The organism is Nonomuraea solani (assembly GCF_900108335.1).
GTDB lineage: Bacteria > Actinomycetota > Actinomycetes > Streptosporangiales > Streptosporangiaceae > Nonomuraea > Nonomuraea solani.
The window spans coordinates 27,734-45,814 of record NZ_FNVT01000015.1 but is presented as its reverse complement, the minus strand read 5'-3'; the positions used below and the strand labels follow the sequence as shown (position 1 = coordinate 45,814).

Annotated in this window: 15 protein-coding genes; 2 read left to right on the top strand and 13 right to left on the bottom strand. The window is 71.7% G+C overall.

Features of this window, described 5'->3' with window-relative positions; all coding sequences use genetic code 11:
* Nucleotides 1-7: 7 nt before the first annotated feature.
* From C4V41_RS40070 to murQ, 5 genes are all read right to left on the bottom strand, one after another.
* The gene (locus tag C4V41_RS40070; RefSeq protein WP_146103956.1) at nt 8-3,337 is read right to left on the bottom strand and encodes a condensation domain-containing protein; all 3,330 of its coding nucleotides are present in this window, start codon (nt 3,335-3,337) and stop codon (nt 8-10) included.
* The gene (locus C4V41_RS40065; RefSeq protein ID WP_103961240.1) at nt 3,334-3,531 is read right to left on the bottom strand and encodes an MbtH family protein; all 198 of its coding nucleotides are present in this window, start codon (nt 3,529-3,531) and stop codon (nt 3,334-3,336) included. The genes C4V41_RS40070 and C4V41_RS40065 overlap by 4 nt, the downstream gene beginning before the upstream one ends.
* 1 nt (nt 3,532) lies before the next feature.
* Nucleotides 3,533-4,819, bottom strand: coding sequence for an MFS transporter (locus C4V41_RS40060; protein ID WP_160150549.1), 1,287 nt, complete (start codon nt 4,817-4,819; stop codon nt 3,533-3,535).
* 198 nt (nt 4,820-5,017) lie between these two features.
* Entirely contained in the window at nt 5,018-6,073 is a 1,056-nt protein-coding gene (locus tag C4V41_RS40055; protein ID WP_235030678.1) for a serine hydrolase domain-containing protein, read from the bottom strand.
* Between the two features lie 135 nt (nt 6,074-6,208).
* A complete protein-coding gene (murQ, locus tag C4V41_RS40050) occupies nt 6,209-7,108 on the bottom strand; it encodes an N-acetylmuramic acid 6-phosphate etherase (protein WP_103961238.1) in 900 nt (299 codons plus the stop codon).
* A gap of 57 nt (nt 7,109-7,165) precedes the next feature.
* Here murQ and C4V41_RS40045 point away from each other — a divergent pair, with 57 nt between their 5' ends.
* On the top strand, nt 7,166-8,299 hold the full coding sequence (locus C4V41_RS40045; RefSeq protein WP_103961237.1) for an exo-beta-N-acetylmuramidase NamZ family protein: 1,134 nt from the start codon (nt 7,166-7,168) through the stop codon (nt 8,297-8,299).
* A gap of 2 nt (nt 8,300-8,301) precedes the next feature.
* On the opposite strand, the gene C4V41_RS40040 is transcribed toward C4V41_RS40045, so the two are convergent.
* The 8 genes from C4V41_RS40040 to C4V41_RS40005 all read right to left on the bottom strand — a co-directional run bounded on the left by C4V41_RS40040 (nt 8,302) and on the right by C4V41_RS40005 (nt 17,210).
* Complete coding sequence (locus C4V41_RS40040) at nt 8,302-9,165, bottom strand: GNAT family N-acetyltransferase (RefSeq protein ID WP_103961236.1); 864 nt, start codon at nt 9,163-9,165, stop codon at nt 8,302-8,304.
* The gene (locus C4V41_RS40035) at nt 9,165-10,175 is read right to left on the bottom strand and encodes an ABC transporter ATP-binding protein (RefSeq protein ID WP_103961235.1); all 1,011 of its coding nucleotides are present in this window, start codon (nt 10,173-10,175) and stop codon (nt 9,165-9,167) included. Before C4V41_RS40035 ends, C4V41_RS40040 begins: the two co-directional genes overlap by 1 nt.
* Nucleotides 10,172-11,158 carry an ABC transporter ATP-binding protein gene (locus C4V41_RS40030; RefSeq protein ID WP_235030677.1) on the bottom strand — a complete coding sequence of 329 codons (987 nt, stop codon included), beginning with the start codon at nt 11,156-11,158 and terminating at the stop codon, nt 10,172-10,174. Before C4V41_RS40030 ends, C4V41_RS40035 begins: the two co-directional genes overlap by 4 nt.
* A 2-nt stretch (nt 11,159-11,160) precedes the next feature.
* Nucleotides 11,161-12,069 (bottom strand): ABC transporter permease, encoded by a 909-nt coding sequence (locus C4V41_RS40025; protein ID WP_103961233.1) that lies wholly within the window; start codon nt 12,067-12,069, stop codon nt 11,161-11,163.
* Entirely contained in the window at nt 12,066-13,073 is a 1,008-nt protein-coding gene (locus tag C4V41_RS40020) for an ABC transporter permease (RefSeq protein ID WP_103961232.1), read from the bottom strand. Before C4V41_RS40020 ends, C4V41_RS40025 begins: the two co-directional genes overlap by 4 nt.
* Nucleotides 13,074-13,076: 3 nt before the next feature.
* Nucleotides 13,077-14,909 carry an ABC transporter substrate-binding protein gene (locus tag C4V41_RS40015; protein ID WP_235030676.1) on the bottom strand — a complete coding sequence of 611 codons (1,833 nt, stop codon included), beginning with the start codon at nt 14,907-14,909 and terminating at the stop codon, nt 13,077-13,079.
* 146 nt (nt 14,910-15,055) lie between these two features.
* The gene (locus C4V41_RS40010) at nt 15,056-16,021 is read right to left on the bottom strand and encodes a zinc-dependent alcohol dehydrogenase family protein (RefSeq protein ID WP_103961230.1); all 966 of its coding nucleotides are present in this window, start codon (nt 16,019-16,021) and stop codon (nt 15,056-15,058) included.
* A gap of 1 nt (nt 16,022) precedes the next feature.
* Nucleotides 16,023-17,210 carry a M20 metallopeptidase family protein gene (locus C4V41_RS40005; RefSeq protein ID WP_103961418.1) on the bottom strand — a complete coding sequence of 396 codons (1,188 nt, stop codon included), beginning with the start codon at nt 17,208-17,210 and terminating at the stop codon, nt 16,023-16,025.
* Nucleotides 17,211-17,271: 61 nt separating this feature from the next.
* On the opposite strand from C4V41_RS40005, the gene C4V41_RS40000 reads away from it, so the two are divergent.
* The gene (locus C4V41_RS40000; RefSeq protein WP_103961229.1) at nt 17,272-18,051 is read left to right on the top strand and encodes an HAD-IIA family hydrolase; all 780 of its coding nucleotides are present in this window, start codon (nt 17,272-17,274) and stop codon (nt 18,049-18,051) included.
* The last annotated feature ends 30 nt before the right edge of the window (nt 18,052-18,081 follow it).

Below are 18,081 nucleotides of genomic sequence, written 5' to 3'. Positions count from 1 at the left end.
GTGCTCCTCAACTGGTACGGGTGCGGGGGGTTCGGGGCAGCCGGGCGATGGCGGGCTCAGTCCGGGCGGTGGCCCCGTCCAGCGCGGCGGCCAGCTCGCCGACCGTGGGAGTGGCGAAGAGCTGGGAGGTGGTCACCGGCAGCCCTTGAGCGGTCAGCCGGGCCGCGACCCGCACGGCCGCCAGTGAGTTCCCGCCCAGGGCGAAGAAGCCGTCCTCGGCCCCGACCCGGGGGACGCCGAGCACCTCGGCCCACACGTCCGCGATCTTTCGTTCGAGTTCGGAGGGCGCTTTTTCGCCCGATGTCATGACCTGCTCCTCGGGCACCAGCGGCACCGCCGGCGCCTCCGGCAGCACGACCGCCGACACCCGAGCGTCCGGCGTGGCGGCCATGACCTCCAGGACCGTTACCAGGGCGTCGGCCAGCCACTCCATCACCGGCCGGCCGAAGGCGTCGAGACGGTATTCGAGGGTCACCGCGATGCCGGCGGGCGCGCCCCCGGGACCGTAGTCGTCCGTCACGTCCACCAGCAGCTCGAACCGGGCCGAGCCGGTCCTGACCACCTCGACCCGCGACTCGACCCCGGGCAGCGCCAGCTCGGCCCGCAGGTTGTTCTGCAGCGCCAGCACCACGTCCACCAGCGGATGCCGCCCCGGCCGCCGGACCGGGTTCAGCTCCTGCACGACCCGCTCGAAGGGCACCTCCTGGTGCGAGAACGCCTCCAGATCCGTCTCACGGACCCGCGAGACCAGCTCCCCGAGGGCCGGATCGCCCGACAGGTCGGTCCTGAGCACGAGCAGGTTGACGAAGAACCCGACGAGATCGTCCACCGGGCCGGTGGAACGTCCCGCGACGGGCGCGCCGATGGGCAGGTCGGTGCCCGCGCCCGCCTTGCCGAGCACCACGGCGAGCCCGGCCTGTAACACCATGAACAGCGTCGCCCCGCGCCGCCGGCCCAGCTCGGCCAGCCGCGCGTGCAACCCGGCCCCGACGTGCCGGACCACCGTCCCGGCCGCGCCGGCCGTCTCGGTGCCCGGCCTGCCCCGGGGCAGGGCCAGCCGCTCGGGCAGCCGGTCCAGGGTCTTGCGCCAGTACGCCAGCTCGGTTTCGGCGACGGCGTCCACCCGTTCCCGGTGCAGCGCCGCGTACTCGGCGTACCCGATCGGAAGGGACGGCCACGCGACGGGCACGCCGTCGAGCCGCGCCCGGTAGGCCCGCGACAGGTCCCGCATGAACGGCGGCAGCGACCATCCGTCGGTGGCGATGTGATGCATGACCAGCAGCAGCGCGTGCTCGTCCGACCCGGTGGTGAACAGCACGGAGTGGATCGGCAGCTCGGCCGCCAGGTCGAACCGGTGCCGCGCCGCCTCGGCCACCCGCGCGTCCAGCTCGCCAGCCGGCACCTCGACGGCGGCGAACCCGGGCCTGGCCTCGCCGGCCGGCACCACGACCTGACCGGGCTCGCCGTCGTGCACGGTGAACACCGTCCGCAGCGCCTCGTGCCTGGCCACGACGTCTTCGAGCGCCCCGCGCAGGGCGTCCGCGTCCACGGGCCCGCTGAGCCGGACCAGCATGGGCATGTTGTAGGCCGCGCCCGCGTCGATGCGGTCGAGGAACCACAGCCGCCGCTGCGCGAACGACAACGGCATCCCGCCGGCGCGTCTTTCGGCGGCCGGCGCCTGCGCTCCGGCGCCAGGGGCCTGGGGCTTCACGTGCTCGGCGATCCCCGCCACCGTGGGCGTCTCGAACAGCGCCCTGACGCCGACCTGCGCGCCCAGCTCGGCGTGGATCCTGCTGAGCAGCCGGGCCACGGTCAGCGAGTCGCCGCCCAGCGCGAAGAAGTCGTCGTCCACGCCGACCGCGGGCACCCGCAGCACCTCGGCGAACAGCTCGCACAGCGCCTGCTCGACCGCGCCGCGCGGCGCGGCGGAACCGGCGCTCCCGTAGGAGGGCGCGGGCAGCGCCGCCCGGTCCAGCTTGCCGGTGCCGGTCAGCGGCAGCGCGTCCAGCACCACGAACGCCGACGGCACCATGAAGTCGGGCAGCACGGCCGCCATATGGCCCCTGAGCGTCTCGCCCTCGGCCGTCTCACCCTGGCGCGGCACCACATAGGCGACCAGCCGCCGCTCGCCCGGGAGGTCCTCCCTGGCGATCACACAGGCCCGGCCCACCGAGGGGTGCCGGGCCAGGACGGCCTCGACCTCCGCCGGCTCGATCCGGAAGCCGCGCACCTTGACCTGCTCGTCCGCCCGGCCCACGAACTCCAGCACGCCGCCGGAGGCCCTGACCAGGTCGCCCGTCCGGTACATCCGCTCACCAGGAGCCCCGAAGGGATCCGCCACGAACCGCTCCGCCGTCAGGCCGGGGCGCCCGACGTATCCCAGGGCCAGTCCGGCGCCGGTCGCGTACAGTTCGCCGGCCTCCCCGTCCGCCACCGGCCGTAAGCGCGCGTCGAGCACGCGGACGTGTTTGCCCCGCAGCGGCGCGCCGATGGGGATGGGGCCGTCGGTCGCGGTCACCGGGTGGGTGGTCAGGAAGACCATGCCCTCGACCGGTCCGTAGCCGTTGCTCACCCGCAGCTCGGCGTGCCGGGCCAGGGCCCGCGCGACGTGCGCGGGCGACAGCGCCTCGCCGCCGACGATCAGGTCGCGTACGCCGGCCAGCGCGTCCGGGCACTCGTCCACGAGCACGTTGAACAGGCTGCTCGACAGGTACATGCTGGTCACGCCGTGCTCGGCGATCAGCCGGGCCAGCACCACCGGGTCGGGCCGCCGTCCCGGGTAGAGCACGCACGTCCCGCCCGACAGCAGCGGCCCCCACAGCTCCAGCGCGAACGCGTCCCACGACACCGGCGAGCACTGCAGCCACACCGCCTCGAACGGTACGTACGCCTGCCCCGTCACCGTGGCGGTGATCGCCAGGTGCGGCGCGGCGACGCCCTTGGGCCGGCCGGTGGAGCCGGAGGTGAACATGACGCACGCCACCCCGTCGTGCCGGGCCGCGTCCTGGAGGCGTTCGACGCCCTCGGGGGAGAGCACCGCGGCGGCGCCCGTGTCGGACACCATGCCGCGCAGCCGCTCGTCGGGGAACTCGGGGTCGAGCACCATGTACCCGGCGCCGGCCTTCAGCACGGCCAGCAGCGCGATCACGAGACCGGTGCCGCGCTCCATGCGCACCCCGACGACCCCGCCCGCCACGCCCGCGAGATCGTGCGCCAGGGCCGAGGAGCGCGCGTCGAGCTCGGCGTACGTCAGCCGCTCCGCGCCGCAGACCAGGGCCGTCGTGCCGGGAGTGCGGGCCGCCTGCGCCGCGAACAGCTCATGAACCCGCCCGCTCACGCGAGGCTCGCGGGCCGCATGTCCGTCCAGTGCGTCTCGATGTAGGCCAGGCACTCCGCCCGGGGGCTGGAGTCCAGCGCCACCCGCCAGCCCGCGGGCACGTCGATGCCGGCCGGCCAGAGCGAGTGCTGGTTCTCGTCGTTCACCAGCACCAGGTAGGCGCCGTTCTCGTCCTCGAAGGGGTTGGTGGTCATGTCAGCCTTTCGCGGGTTGCTTCTCGAGGTCGGGCGTCAGCACGTCGATATGGCGTATGGCGCGGCGGGCCAGCCCCCACAGGGCGGCCCCTGATCCCAGCAGGCCGGCGATCAGCAGCATCGCCGCCATGCCACTGCCGGGCCCGGTGCCGACGAACGGCCGCAACAGCCCCGCCAGGCCCGTGCCCGCGGCCGCCTGCGGCTCGAAGACGTGGTCGGCGAGCGGCCCTGAGCAGGCCATCGCCAGCGGTGAGGAGATCTGCGAGACGAACAGGACCGCCCCGAAGACGCGCCCCTGCCGCTCCTTCGGCACCTTGGTCTGGATGATCGACTGGAGCGTGCCGTTCACGATCGGCATGATCAGCGCCCCGACCAGGATGGCGGCGGTCCAGGCGACGACGCCGTGCACCATGGACATCACGATCTGCGCGCTCACGCACATGCCGACGACGCCCAGCATCATGCCGCGCACCCGGTTCTTCGGCCCGCCCCAGGCGGCCAGCAGCAGCCCGCCCGCGATGCCGCCGACGCCGATCCCGGCGTTCACGCCGGCCAGCGCGGAGACGTCGCTGCCGGTCCTGGCCAGGATCATCGGCTGCACCACGGCGAAGCCGAACACCATCACCAGGTTGACCGTGAAGAACACCAGGATCAGGCCGCGCAGGCCGGGGTGGCCGAACAGGTAGCGCAGTCCTTCGAGGGAGTCGGCGCCGAGCCGTTTGCGGGTTCCGGCCTCGCCGGGGCTGTCGCCGTCCATGCGCACGATGCGCACGGTCAGCAGCGCGACGGCGAAGCTCACCAGGTCGACCCAGAGCACCGCGCCCAGCCCGCCGGTCACCACGAGCAGCCCGGCCAGGGCGGGACCGCCCACGTCGGCGACGCTCTTGGCGGTGGCCAGCAGCCCGTTGGCGCGCTGGAGCTGCTCCTTGTCCACCAGCAGCGGCACGGCCGACGACAGGGCGGGGTACTGGAACGCGGCGGCCGCGCCGAGCAGCGCGACGGTGACGTAGACCAGCCAGAGGTGCAGGTCGCCGAGGAAGTAGACGGCCGTCATGGCGCCCACGGCCACGAGGCCGCCGAGGTCGGCGAGCTGCAGGGCGGTGCGCTTACGGAGCCGGTCCACGAGCGCGCCCGCGGTGGGGCTCAGCAGCACCTGGGGCAGCAGCGCGCATAACGACAGCGCCACGACCTGGGTGGCCTGATGGTCGACGGTCCACGCCTGGATGATGAGGGAAAAGCGGAGAACCGAATTTCCGACCAGCGTGATGACCTGGCCCGACCAGACCATGCCAAATCTACCCATTCCAGCAAATCGCTGGATAAAGCGGTTTTTTTGGGACGAAGGAGGTTCGCTCATTTTTCCCCGCGGCCCTTCTGATGGAAGAGCCTGTGAGACGTCCCATTGTTCCCAGCCGTCACGCAGGTACCTTTCCACAGCATTTCGGGCAGATCAATACACGATTTGTGGTCTACCAATTACTTCCTGTCAGGAAGCGAGGTCAGCCAGGCGCAGGGCTTCGGCGGCGACGGAATGGCGCAATTCGCGGATGCCGTCGCGGCCCCGTACGGGGTGGACGGCGTTCGTCAGGAGCACCACGGTCAGGCGGCGGGCGGGGTCGATGACGAGCGAGGTGCCGGTGAAGCCCGAGTGGCCGTACGCCGCCTCCAGGGGGCCCACGGTGGCCGGGTCGCCGATCCGGACGCCCAGGCCGTGCCGGAAGGGCGCGCCCCCGGCGCCCTGGTCGCGCGTCATTTCGGCCACGCTCTCCGGCCGCAGCACGGGGCCGCCGCCGCGCCGCAGCGCCTCGCCGAAGGCCAGCAGGTCGCCGGCCGTGGCGAACACCCCGGCGTGGCCGGCCACGCCGCCCAGCGCGTACGCGGTCTCGTCGTGCACCTCGCCGCGCACGCACCCGGGCCCGGCGCGCTCGGGCTTCCACTCGGTCGCGGCGACCCGCGTGTGCGTGGGAGGGCGGTAGCCGGTGTCCGTGAGGGCGAGCGGCTCCGTGACGCGGGCGCGGACCAGGACGTCCAGGGGCGCGCCGCCGGCCAGTTCGGCCAGGTGGCCCGCCATGACCATGCCGACGTCGCTGTACAGGTACGGGCCGCCGAACGGGTGGGTGACCGGCGTGCGCACCATGGCGGCCAGCCGCTCGCCGGCGTCCGACTCCGGCAGCTCCAGGTCGATGCGGCGGGTCGGGGTCAGGCCCGCCGTGTGGGTGAGCAGATGGCGCGGCGTGATCCTGGGATCGCTCCCACGGAGGCGGCCGGCCACCGGCTCGTCCAGGTCCAGCACGCCCTCCTCGGTCAGCGACAGCAGCACCGCCGTGGTGAACAGCTTGCTGATCGAGGCGAGGTCGAAGATCGAGTCGCGGCGCGCCGGCGGGCGTTCCGCCGCGAGGGCCCCCTGGGCGCCGGTGTAGCGGACCAGCTCGCCCGCCACCGACTCGGCCGCCACGGATCCGTCCACGGCGATCAGCGCGACGGCGGCCGAGCAGACGCGCAGCACCCCGTCCGCCAGGATCGCGTCCAGGCGATCGGACATTCCCCTACCTCCCCCGTATTTCCGCACAGGTCCCTCGGCCGAAGGGGGTGCACGGCCGGTTACGGCACAGGTCCCTTCACCAGAGCGTGCTTGCGCACCGGACGGCCCTGCACACCGGGCGGCCCAGTGCCCCCCTCAGCCGCTCAGGGCGTCGTTGAGGCGTTCGCCGTGGGACTCCAGCAGCGCGCGGGCCCCGTCCGCGTCGAGGCCGTGCTGGATCATCAGCACCGCGATCTTGGTCTGGCCCCCCGACGCGTCCAGTGCCGCCCCCGCCGTGTCCTGGTCCGCGCCGGTGATGTCCCTGACCATGCGCAGCGCCCGCCCGGCGAGCTTGCTGTTCATGGCCGACATCTCGATCATCTCGTTACCGTAGGTCCGGCCCAGCTTGACCATGCAGATCGTGGAGATCATGTTCAACACGAGCTTCTGCGCCGTGCCGGCCTTCAGCCTGGTCGAACCGGTCACCACCTCGGGCCCGACGACGACCTCGATGGCGTGCTCGGCGGCGGCCGACAGCGGCGCGCCCGCGTTGCACGACAGCGCCGCCGTGAGCGCGCCGCGACCGGCCGCCTCCGCCAGCGCCCCCAGCACGAAAGGGGCCCGCCCGCTGGCGGACACGCCCACCACCGAGTCGAGCGGTCCCACCTCCAGGTCCTTCAACGCGGCGGCGCCGGCCTCGGCGTCGTCCTCCGCCCCCTCGACGGACCGGGTGAGCGCGTCAGGCCCACCGGCGATGATCCCCTGCACGAGCGAGGGATCGGTGCCGAACGTGGGCGGGCACTCGCTGGCGTCCAGCACGGCCAGCCGTCCCGACGTGCCGGCGCCGACGTACAGCAGCCGGCCGCCCTGCGCCATCCTGGCGGAGATCGCGTCGATGGCGGCCGAGATCGCCGGGGTGACCGCCGCGACGGCGGCCGGCACGGCGGCGTCGGCCTGGTTCATCAATCGGGCGATCTGCTCCGTCGGCAGCCGGTCGATCTGGCTGTAGCGGGGATCGCTCTGCTCGGTGGACAGCTCGGGAAGCGGATCAATCATGACGCTAATTTCCACCCTCTACTTCTCTCTTGTAAATATCTTTCAGACAATGGGTTCATGCCACATGTACGAACAGGCGCCGAACGGCTGGCCACGGACCCTGCGCTCGCGGGCGGCCACCGCCTCGGCCTCATCACGAACCCGACCGGCGTCCTGCCCGATCTGACCCCCACCCCGGACGCGCTCCAGGCCGCGGGGCTGGGCCTGACCGCCCTGTTCGGCCCCGAACACGGCCTGCGCGGAAGCGTCCAGGCGGCCGGCGGCGAGGGCGACTCCGTGGACGAGAAGACGGGGCTGCCGGTGTACGACACCTACGGGCTCTCCGGCGAGGCCCTCGACAAGGTCGTCGCGGCCTCCGGTGTCGACACGCTGGTCTTCGACATCGCCGACGTGGGCACCCGCTTCTACACCTACGTCTGGACCATGTACGACCTGCTGGAGTCGGCCGCCCGGCTCGGCCTGCGGTTCGTGGTGCTGGACCGCCCGAACCCGCTCGGCGGCACCGTCACCGAGGGCCCGCCGCTCGACCCGGCCTTCGCCAGCTTCGTGGGCCGCTTCCCGCTGCCGGTCCGGCACGGCAGGACGGCGGGGGAGCTGGCCCGGCTGTTCGGGTTCGACGTGGACCTGAGCGTGGTCGAGATGGAGGGCTGGCGGCGCGACATGACGTACGCCGAGACCGGCCTGCCCTGGGTGATGCCGTCGGTCAACATGCCGACCCCGGACACCGCGCTGGTCTACCCCGGCACCGGCCTGTTCGAGGGCACGAACTTCTCCGAAGGACGCGGCACGACCAGGCCGTTCGAACTCATCGGGGCCCCTTACGCCGACGCCGGATTCGCGCCGGCGCTGGCCGCGCTCGGCCTGCCGGGCGTGCGGTTCAGGGAGACGTGGTTCACGCCGACGTTCCACAAGCACGCCGGCACCCCGGTCCGCGGCGTCCAGCTCCACGTGCACGACCGCGCCGCCTTCAGGCCCGTGCTGACGGGCCTGTCGATGCTGTACGTCGCCCGCACCCTCTACCCCGATGACCTGCGCTGGTGGGGCCCCGACCTGTTCATGGACCACCTGTGGGGCTCCGGCACCCTCACCGCGACCCTGGAGGCCGGCGGGGACCCCCGCGAGCTGTGCCCGCCGCCGGGACGCCCGGAAGGACGATTGCTCTACGGGGGCGCAGACCGTACCGACGAGTGACATCACGCCAGATCGCGCCGGTAGAGCCAGAAGACGCGTTCGGCTCGCGCGCCCACGGCGCGCGAGTAGAACCGCAACGGCCCCACCCACCCGATCTGGGCCTCGGCCTGTCCGGCGGCGCGCTGGTCTGCCAGGCACCTGCGCAGCAGCACGCCGCCCAGGCCCAGCCCGCGCGCCTCCGGGGCGGTGCCCATGGGCCCGAACCACGAGGGCCGCGCCCCCCAGGCCGCGAAGGCCAGGATGTGGCCGTCGCGCTCGGCGTAGTGCAGCCCGGCCGCGTGCTCCGCCTCCCAGGCCCACCGCTCGTTCCAGTGCTCCCCGACGAACGCGGCCACGCGTGCACGGTCGGCGCTGGCGGCGCCCACCGCGACCCCGGCCCGCTCCAGGCGGGCCGGCTCGTCCGTCACGGACAGGTCCGCGCTCAGGTCCGCCGTCATGTTCCAGGCCACGTGGTAACGCTCGTAGCCCAGGCTCTCGGCCAGGCAGGCGGCGGCGGTGTAGCGCACGTCGATGCCCGGCCAGGCGTAGCACGGCGCGTTCCCGGCGAAGCGGGCCTGCCGCGCGCCCTGCCCGGCCAGCCACTCCTCGGCCGCCCGCACCAGCGCCCGGCCCCGGCCCTGCTCCCGCGCCGACGGGTGCACGGCGAGCAGGTCGATGTGGCCGACGCCCGGATCCTTGTCCGACAGGGACGCCATCACCACGCCGCCGTCCGTGGCCAGCGCCGTCCAGGTGCGCCCGGACGGAGGCCGCGACAGGTGCCCGACCAGCGCGGCGGCCTCCCCGGCGTCCAGGGTCAGCGCGGCCTCGGCGACCCGGGCCGCCTCCGCGAGTCCCGTGAGCCCGGCGGACCGTACGGCGTGCCCCATCACACCTCGCTCATCGGGCGGGCGATCACGCTGCGCCGCTCGGGATAGAAGCACGCGTGCTCCTGCGGCACGCCCTCGGTGATCTGCAGCAGCGGCCGCTCGCTCGTGCACCGCTCACCCCGGAACGGGCAGCGGCGGGCGAACAGGCAGCCCTCGTCGGCCTGGCTCTCGTCCAGCGACTCCAGCGGCGTCACGGGCTGCTCGCCCGGCTGCTCCAGCCCGTGCAGCACGGGGATGGCCGACAGCAGCGACTGCGTGTACGGATGCACGGGGTCGGCGATGATCGTGTCCACCGCGCCGCGCTCGACGACCTGGCCCCGGTAGATGACGTACAGCTCGCCGTCGCCGCCGATGTAGCGGGCCGTGGCCACGTCGTGCGTGATGAACAGCACGCTGACCCCGAGCCGCTCACGCAGGTCCTTCAGCAGCGCCAGGATGCCCAGCCGGAGCGACACGTCGATCATCGAGACGGCCTCGTCGGCGACCAGCATCTCCGGGTCCACGGTCAGCGCGCGGGCGATGACCACCCGCTGCCGCATGCCGCCGGACAACTGGTGCGGATAGCGCGCCAGCACCGAGCCCGGGTCCAGCCCGACGAGCGAGAGCACCTCGGCGGCCCGCTCCTCGATCCACGCCTTCGACCGCCCGGTCTGCCCGGCCCGCAGGCTCAGCGGCGCGTGCAGCGTCTGGTGGATGGTCCTGGTCGGGTTCAGGGCCGAGTACGGGTCCTGGTGGATGAGCTGGATCTTGCGGAAGTGCGGCTGGCGCTGCTTGGGCTTGAGCGACGACAAGGACACGCCGTCGATGGCGATCTCACCCTCGTCGTACGTCTCCAGCCCCGCGATGATCCGCCCCAGCGTGGTCTTCCCGCACCCGGACTCCCCGATGAACGAGGCCGCGCCGCCCTTGGGGATCGCGAAGTCCACCCCCCGCAGCGCCCGCACCTCACGGGCGCCGAGCACCTTGCCCCGCTGCTTGAACGTCTTGACGACGCCGGTCCCGGTGATCATGCGTGCTCCTTGACGTTCACGGCGTGGCAGGCGACGACCCGGGGACCGTCCGAGACGGCCTCGGGGTCGACGTCGTCGCACACGTCCATGCGCAGCGGGCAGCGCTCCCTGAACACGCAGCCCTCCTTGGGCACAGTGGCCAGCGTCGGCGGCCGGCCCGGCAGCGCCTGGGCCTCGTCGATGTCGCCGACGAGCTGGGGGATGGCCCTGATCAGGCCCCGGGTGTAGGGGTGCCGGGGCGAGCCGAGCACCTCCCTGGTGGGGCCCTGTTCGACCAGGCGGCCGCCGTACATGACCGCCAGCCGGTCGGCCACCTCGGCCACCACGCCGATGTCGTGCGTGATGACCAGCGTGGTGAGGCCGCGCTCGGCGTGCACCTCGCGGACGATCTTCAGGATGTTGGCCTGGGTGATCATGTCGAGCGCGGTGGTCGGCTCGTCCAGCACCACCAGGTGGGCGTTGAGCACCAGCGCCAGCATGATGCCGACCCGCTGGCGCATGCCGCCGGACAGCTCGTGCTGGTGCGAGTCGAGCACCCGGGTGCCGTCCAGGCCCATCCGGCCGAGCAGCTCCTTGGCCTCGCGCACCAGGCCGCGCAGGTCCTCGACGCCGTGCGAGCGGCCCAGGTCGAGAAGCTGCTTGCCGACGGTCTTGAGCGGGTTGAGGGAGTTCTGGGCGGCCTGGAAGACGTACCCGATGTGCTTGCCGCGCGCCTTGCGCAGCTCCTCGCCCTTGAGCCCCGCCACGTCGCCGAGCCCGTCGATCTCGACGCTGCCCGCCGCGATCCTGCCGGGCGGCTGGACGGCGTTGAGCAGTGACAGGGCCAGCGTGGACTTGCCCGACCCGGACTCGCCCACGATGCCGGTGATCGAGCCGGGCTCCAGCGTCAGGCTGATGTCTCTGACGGCGGGCAGTTCGCCCGCCGGGGTCTTGTAGACGACCGTGAGGCCGCCGATGCGCACTCCCGGCGCTTGCTCGCTCACACTCACTCCTCGCGCAGCCGGGGGTTGAAGATCTCGTCCATGGCGTCCACCACGAGCACGATGCCGAGCGTGAGCAGCAGGATGGCCAGCAGCGGCGCCAGCAGGTAGCCGAGCGCGTTCGGCGTGACCATGGCGCCCGCCTGGAACACGGCGAGGTTGAGCATCACGCCCCAGTTGTCCGACTCGTACGGCAGCACGCCCAGGAAGAAGAGCCCCACCTGCGAATAGACGGCGCCGGTGACCGCGATGAGCATGTTCATCGCGATGTAGGGCGCCATGCTCGGCAGCAGCTCCTTGCCGATGATGTGCCTCGTGGACAGCCCGAGCCCGCGCGCCGCCTCGATGAAGCCGCGCTCGCGCAGCGACAGCGTCTGCGAGCGCACGGCCCGCGCCACGCCGCCCCAGCCGAGCAGCCCCAGCACGAGGCCCATCTGCAGCGGGCTGCCGAACTTCCACACGGTCGCCAGCACCAGGAGCAGCGGCAGTCCGGGGATGGTGAGCTTCATGTCGGTGAGCCGCATGAGCACGGTGTCCCAGCGGCCGCGCTTGAACCCGGAGAACAGGCCGATCGCGGTGCCGACGACGACCGTGATGAGCGCGGTGACGGCGGCGGTGAGCAGCACGTAGCGCGAGCCGGTGATGACCAGCGCGAGCACGTCGCGGCCCTGCGGGTCGGTGCCGAACCAGTGCTCCCAGCTCGGCGGCTGGGTGATCGCGTTCGGGTCGTCGGGCAGGTGGTCGGGATAGAACATCGGCCCGAACACGCCCATGAAGACGAAGCCGATGATGATGACCACGCCGGCCATCCGGCTGGGCTTGCGCAGCAGCACCCGCCACACGCCGCGCCAGAAGTTCCTGCGCATGGTGACGCCGGCGGGCGCCCCCGCCTCCGGGATGAGCGTGGCGCTCATCGGGCCTCCTCTCCGCTGCGCACCCGCGGGTCGATGACCGTGTAGAACAGGTCGGCCACGATGTTGGCGATGATGGTGGCGACCGTGATCAGCAGGAACGCCCCGCTCATCAGCGCGTAGTCACGGTCCTGGACGCTGCCGATGAGCAGCCAGCCGAGCCCCGGGTAGTTGAAGATCTTCTCGATGAAGACCGCGCCGCCGAGCAGCAGGCCCAAAGACAGGGCGAGCATGGTGAACAGCGGCAGGATCGCGTTGCGGGCGATGTAACGGAAGACGATCGAGCGCTTCATGCCGCGCAGCTCGGCGGCCAGGATGAAGTCGTCGCCGAGCACGGTGACCACGCTGGACTTCATCGCCAGGATCCAGCCGCCGTAGGCCGACAGGGCGTACGTGACGACCGGCAGCACGGCGCGCTCGGCGAGCGAGCCGAGGTAGCCGGCGTTCCAGCCCGGTTCGAACAGGATGTCCACGGTTCCCTCGGCCGGCAGGATCGGGATGAGCGTCGCGAAGATCACCACGAGCAGCATGGCCAGCACGTACTGCGGGATGCCGTGCAGCAGCGAGCCGGAGATGGCCAGCGCGTCGCCGAGCTTGCCGGTGCGCTTGATGGCCGCGTACACGCCGAGGATGATGCCGACCAGGAAGCTGAGCAGCGTGCCGAGCAGCACCGGGAGCACGGTCCACTTGGCGGCCTCGGTGAGCACGTCCAGCACCGGGGTGCCGGGGCGGCTGACGGAGACGCCGAGGTCGAAGCGGAGCAGGCCGCCGATGAACTCGGTGTACTGCTGCCAGAGCGAGCCGTCCGGCTGGAACCCGTACAGGACCTTGACGGCCTGTGAGGCCGCCTCCGGGGCCATGCCCTGCTCGACCAGCTTCTCGTAGCGGGCCGCCATGGGGTCGCCGGGGATGTTGTTGACGATGAAGAAACTGATCGTCGCGACGACCAGGATCATGACGAACCCGCGGGCCAGGTGGCCCGCGAGTCGCCGTGCGATGAGCGTCATAGGCTACTGCTTCGCCTTGATCAGGCCCTGCTGGATCCACACGCCCGACGGGAGCACGCCGGTGCCCATGCGCAGGAGCTCGTCGTCCTTGGGATAGCCGGTGAACCGGCTGTTGTTCACGAACTGGGTGTTGACGTAGTCCCAGAGCTGGATGACGGGAAGGTCCTGGTTGGCCGCCTGGGCGAGCTGAGCCATGATCGGCTTGGCCTCTTCCTCCTTGGCGGAGTTCAGCTTGCCGGTGAGCTCGCCGGGGTTGATCTTGGTGCCGTCGACCTCGATCTCCTCGGGGCCGCCCATCCAGTTGCCGGCCTTGCCGGCGTCACTGTGCTTGACCTTACCCGCGACGTTGGTCCAGCCGTTGGAGGCGCCGTAGAGGCGCTGGAAGATGTCGTACGGCGCGGGGCCGAGCGCCATCAGCCAGAAGCCGGCGTCGTACTTGCCCGCCGCCAGCTCCTCCAGGTAGAGCGGGTAGTCGGCGGTCGTCACGACCTCGGCGTCCACGCCGGCCTTGACGAGCTGGCTCTTGATGTTCTCCTGCGCGGACAGCCAGTCGGAGAAGCCGGCCGGGGCGTGCATGGATACCTTCCACGGCGTCCCGTCCGCGAGGGTCCACTTGCCGTCCTTCTTGGTCAGGCCGGCCTGCTTGAACTCCTCCTCGGCCTTGGCCACGTCCGCCGTGTACGGCTCCAGCTTCGGCAGCGTGTCGGGGATCCACGCCTGCGCGGCCTTCTGGTGGATGCCGCTGGTGGTCACCGCCGCCGTGCCGCCCTCGGGCGAGGCGACCTTGGTGACCTGCTCGCGGTCGATCAGGTGGGCCAGGCCCCTGCGCACGTGCACGTTGTCGTACGGCTTCTTGGACTGGTTGAACGCCAGGCCCACCGCGACCGGTGAGAAGCCCTTGATGACCTCGTTGCCGGAGGCCGCCTTGATCCGGTTCATGACGTCCGTCGGGGCGGCGGTGAAGCCGGCGTGGTCGAGCTTGCCCGACGTCAGGTACGTCCAGATCTGCTCGTTGCCGGTGTAGTTGAGGAACTTCACCTGCGCCGGCGCGACGTTGGCGGCGTTGAAGAAGTGCTTGTTCTTGACCAGCAGCGCCTCGGAGGGGTTCACCCGCTCCAGCACGAACGGGCCGGCGGAGACGTCCTTCGGCGGGGCGAAGGCGATCACCTTCTCGCCGAGCGCGGTGACCTCCTCGCGGGCCTTCTCGGCGTCGGCGCCATCACCGCGGGCGGCCTTCAGCTTGTCCCAGAAGTCGGCGGGCAGCACGCTGCTCCACACGTGGGCGGGCAGGACGGTGGTGTCGAGCACGCCGCGGGCGAACTTCGGACTGGGGCTGGCCATGTCCTGCGTGATCTTGACGGTCTGCGGGTCGACGACCGTGACCTCAGCGGCCGCGCCGGCCGCGCCCGGCGTCACCGAGAAGGCGGTGCTGCCCTGGGTGTAGGCGATGCCGATGGACATCTTGACGTCCTCGGCGGTGACCGGCTTGCCGTCGGACCACTTGGCGTTCGGCTGCAGCTTCAGGGTGATGGCGGAGTTGTCCTCCGCGATCTCCCAGCTCGCCGCGATGCCGGGCAGGGCCTTGTTGGGGTCGGTCAGGTGGTTCACGACCCAGCCGAGCTTCATCGAGCTGTACCCAGGGAAGGAGTTGCCCTTGGGGTTGTACGGGTTCGCCGGCGCCGTCGCCTCAAGGCCCGGCCTGTTCACGTCGATCGTGGTGAAGAGCCCGCCGCCACCACCGCCCGAGCCGCCGGACTTGTTGGTGGAACCACCGCTGCACGCCGCAGTCGCGGTGGCAAGGCCCAGCAACGCCACTACCGCTGCCAGTCGCTTCATTTGCCGCTCCGGGGGATGTCTCTAGGGATTGACCGGGACACTACGATCGCGCCACACCAGCGTCAATAATCTCCAGAGGTTGTGAGGTTAATGTAACTTTCCTTCATCAGTGTACGAAGTGGTGCTAAGCGCCATCAAGTGTCAGCTCAATCCTTGACCAAAACCGCGGCCCCGTTGACCTGCCCCGCAGCCAGATCGGCCAGCGCCCGCCCGGCCTCCTCGAACGGATAGGGCACGGTCGTCACCCGCGGCGGGTGCGCCAGGGCCAGCTCCAGGTAGGCCCGCCCGTCGGCCCGCGTGTTGGCGGTGACGCTGCGCAGCGTGCGCTCCTGGAACAGGTGCCGCTCGTAGTTCAGCACCGGGACGTCGGTGAGGTGGATCCCGGCGATCGCCAGGGTCCCGCCCCGGTCGAGCGCCTCCAGCGCGGCCGGCACCAGATCGCCCACCGGCGCGAACAGGATGGCCGCGTCCAGCGGCTCCGGCGGCCGGTCGCCCGCCGAGGCGGCGCCCAGTTCCAGCGCCAGCTCCCGGGAGGCCGCCGACCGGGTGACCGCGTGCACGACGGCGCCCTGGGCGATCGCGGCCTGCGCGGTCAGATGGGCCGACGCCCCGAACCCGTAGATCCCCAGCCGCCCCCCGGCGGGCAGGTCACAGCGCGCCAGCGCCCGGTAGCCGATGATCCCGGCGCACAGCAGCGGCGCCAGCCGCTCGGCGGGCACGTCGCCCGGCAGGGGATGGACGTAGTCCGCCGGCGCGACCAGATAGTCGGCGTACCCGCCGTCCGCGTCCCACCCCGTGTACGCCGACGAGGGACAGAGGTTCTCCATCCCCCGGCGGCAGTAGGGGCACGTGCCGCAGGTGGAGCGCAGCCACGCGACCCCCACCCGCTCGCCCGTGCCCTCCACCCGGCCGACCGCCTGGTGGCCGGGAGAGGTGCGGGGCCGCCGCGGGGCCAGGTCGCCCTCCGCCAGGTGCAGGTCGGTACGGCACACGCCGCACGCCTCCACCCGTACGAGGACCTCGCCCGGCCCCGGCTCCGGCACCTCCCGCTCGATGAGCGCCAGCGGCCGGGACGCCATCGGCCCCGGCCGGTCGACCACCCAGGCGCGCACGTCAGGACAGCCGGGCGTGCGCCAGCGTGGCGTAGAGCGCCGCCCCGTCCGGCAGCACCGCGTCGTCGAACATCGCCTCGGGGGAGTGGTTGTAGGGCGCGGTGGCCGGGTCACGGTCGGGCGGGCACGCGCCCAGGAACACGAACGCCCCCGGCACGTTCTCCAGCACGTACGAGAAGTCCTCCGAGCCCATCACCGGCTGCGGCGTCACCATGTAGCGCCCAGGACCGAACAACTCGTCGGCCGTCCTGCCCACGAAATCGGCCTCGCTCTCGTCGTTGACCGTCACCGGGTAGCCCATCCCGAACGACGCATCCACCGACAGCCCGTGCGCCGCCGCGATGCCCTGCACGACCTCCACCAGCCGCCGCTTGACCAGCGTGCGGTTGCCCTTGCTGAAGGTCCGCACGGTCGCCTCGAACCGGGCGTCGTCGGGGATCACGTTGTCGGCCGACCCGCCGTGGAAACTGCCCACCGTCACCACGACCGGGTCGAACACGTCGAACGTCCTGGTCACCATCGTCTGCAGCGCCGCCACCATCTCGCAGCCCGCCTGGATCGGGTCCAGCGACCGGTGCGGGCTCGACCCGTGCCCGCCACGCCCCTTCACCGTCACGCGGAACGTGTCGGCCGCCGCCATGATCGGCCCCGGCCGCGACGTGAACAGGCCGATCGGCAACATCGCCGACACCACGTGCATCCCGTACGCCGCCACGGGCCGCGCGCCCGCCGCGTCCAGCACGCCCTCGCCGATCATGTGCTTGGCGCCCTCGTGGCCCTCCTCGCCCGGCTGGAACATGAAGATCACGTCACCGGCCAGCTCCTCCCGCCGCGCGCTCAGCAGGTGCGCCGCGCCCGCCAGCATCGCGGTGTGCAGGTCGTGCCCGCACGCGTGCATCTGCCCGGGCAACTGGGAGACGTAGGGCAGATCGTTCTTCTCGGTCACCGGCAGGGCGTCCATGTCGCCCCGCAGCAGCACCGCGGGGCCCGGCCGGCCGCCCCGCAGCACGGCGGTGACCGAGCTGAGCGTCTCGCCCGTGGTGATCTCCAGCGGCAGCCCCTCCAGCGCCGCCAGAACCTTCTCCTGGGTGCGCGGCAGGTGCAGCCCGAGTTCGGGGGTGGTGTGCAGGGAGTGCCGGAGCTGGACGAGTTCGTCTCGCATGTCCTGTGCGGATTCGGTGAACGCCATGAAGAACATTGTTCATCCACCGGGCCGTAAGTCGACAAGGCACGCTCGGTACGATGGGCGGGTGACTGAGCGTAAGCGGATCGATTCCTGGTTGTCCGACATGGACGGCGTCCTGGTGCACGAGGGCCGGCCCATCCCCGGTGCGGACGAATTCATCAAGCGGCTCAGCGAATCGGACAAGAAGTTCAGGGTGCTGACCAACAACTCGATCTACACCCAGCGCGACCTTTCGGTCCGCCTGGCGGGCGCGGGCCTCGTCGTCCCCGCCGAGTCCATCTGGACGTCCGCGCTGGCCACCGCCCAGTTCCTCGACGACCAGCGGGCGGGCGGCTCGGCCTACGTGATCGGCGAGGCCGGCCTGACCACCGCGCTGCACGAGGTCGGCTACATCCTGACCGATCTCGACCCCGACTACGTGGTGCTCGGCGAGACCCGCACCTACAGCTTCACCCAGATCACCCGCGCCATCCGGCTCATCGAGGGCGGCGCCCGCTTCATCGCCACCAACCCCGACCCGATCGGCCCCTCCACCGAGGGCTCCCTGCCGGCCTGTGGCGCCGTGGCCGCCCTCATCACCAAGGCCACCGGGGTCGCCCCCTACTTCGTGGGCAAGCCCAACCCCCGCATGATGCGCAGCGCACTCAACGAGATCGACGGCCACAGCGAGACCACCGCCATGATCGGCGACCGCATGGACACCGACATCGTCTCCGGCATGGAGGCGGGCCTGTTCACGATCCTCGTCCTGACCGGCGTCACGCAGCGTCACGAGATCGACCGCTTCCCCTACCGTCCGTCCCTGATCGTCGACTCGGTGGCCGACCTCATCGACATGATCTGAACCTGACGGCCGCTGACAGGTATGCGTGGC

Coding starts and splice junctions, on each gene's coding strand:
- murQ (WP_103961238.1), bottom strand. CDS start 7,108: ATGATTGATCCGCTTCCCGAGCTGTCCACCGAGCAGAGCGATCCCCGC.
- C4V41_RS40040 (WP_103961236.1), bottom strand. CDS start 9,165: ATGGGGCACGCCGTACGGTCCGCCGGGCTCACGGGACTCGCGGAGGCG.
- C4V41_RS40065 (WP_103961240.1), bottom strand. CDS start 3,531: ATGACCACCAACCCCTTCGAGGACGAGAACGGCGCCTACCTGGTGCTG.
- C4V41_RS40020 (WP_103961232.1), bottom strand. CDS start 13,073: ATGACGCTCATCGCACGGCGACTCGCGGGCCACCTGGCCCGCGGGTTC.
- C4V41_RS40035 (WP_103961235.1), bottom strand. CDS start 10,175: ATGATCACCGGGACCGGCGTCGTCAAGACGTTCAAGCAGCGGGGCAAG.
- C4V41_RS40005 (WP_103961418.1), bottom strand. CDS start 17,210: ATGGCGTTCACCGAATCCGCACAGGACATGCGAGACGAACTCGTCCAG.
- C4V41_RS40060 (WP_160150549.1), bottom strand. CDS start 4,819: ATGGTCTGGTCGGGCCAGGTCATCACGCTGGTCGGAAATTCGGTTCTC.
- C4V41_RS40015 (WP_235030676.1), bottom strand. CDS start 14,909: ATGAAGCGACTGGCAGCGGTAGTGGCGTTGCTGGGCCTTGCCACCGCG.
- C4V41_RS40025 (WP_103961233.1), bottom strand. CDS start 12,069: ATGAGCGCCACGCTCATCCCGGAGGCGGGGGCGCCCGCCGGCGTCACC.
- C4V41_RS40055 (WP_235030678.1), bottom strand. CDS start 6,073: ATGTCCGATCGCCTGGACGCGATCCTGGCGGACGGGGTGCTGCGCGTC.
- C4V41_RS40045 (WP_103961237.1), top strand. CDS start 7,166: ATGCCACATGTACGAACAGGCGCCGAACGGCTGGCCACGGACCCTGCG.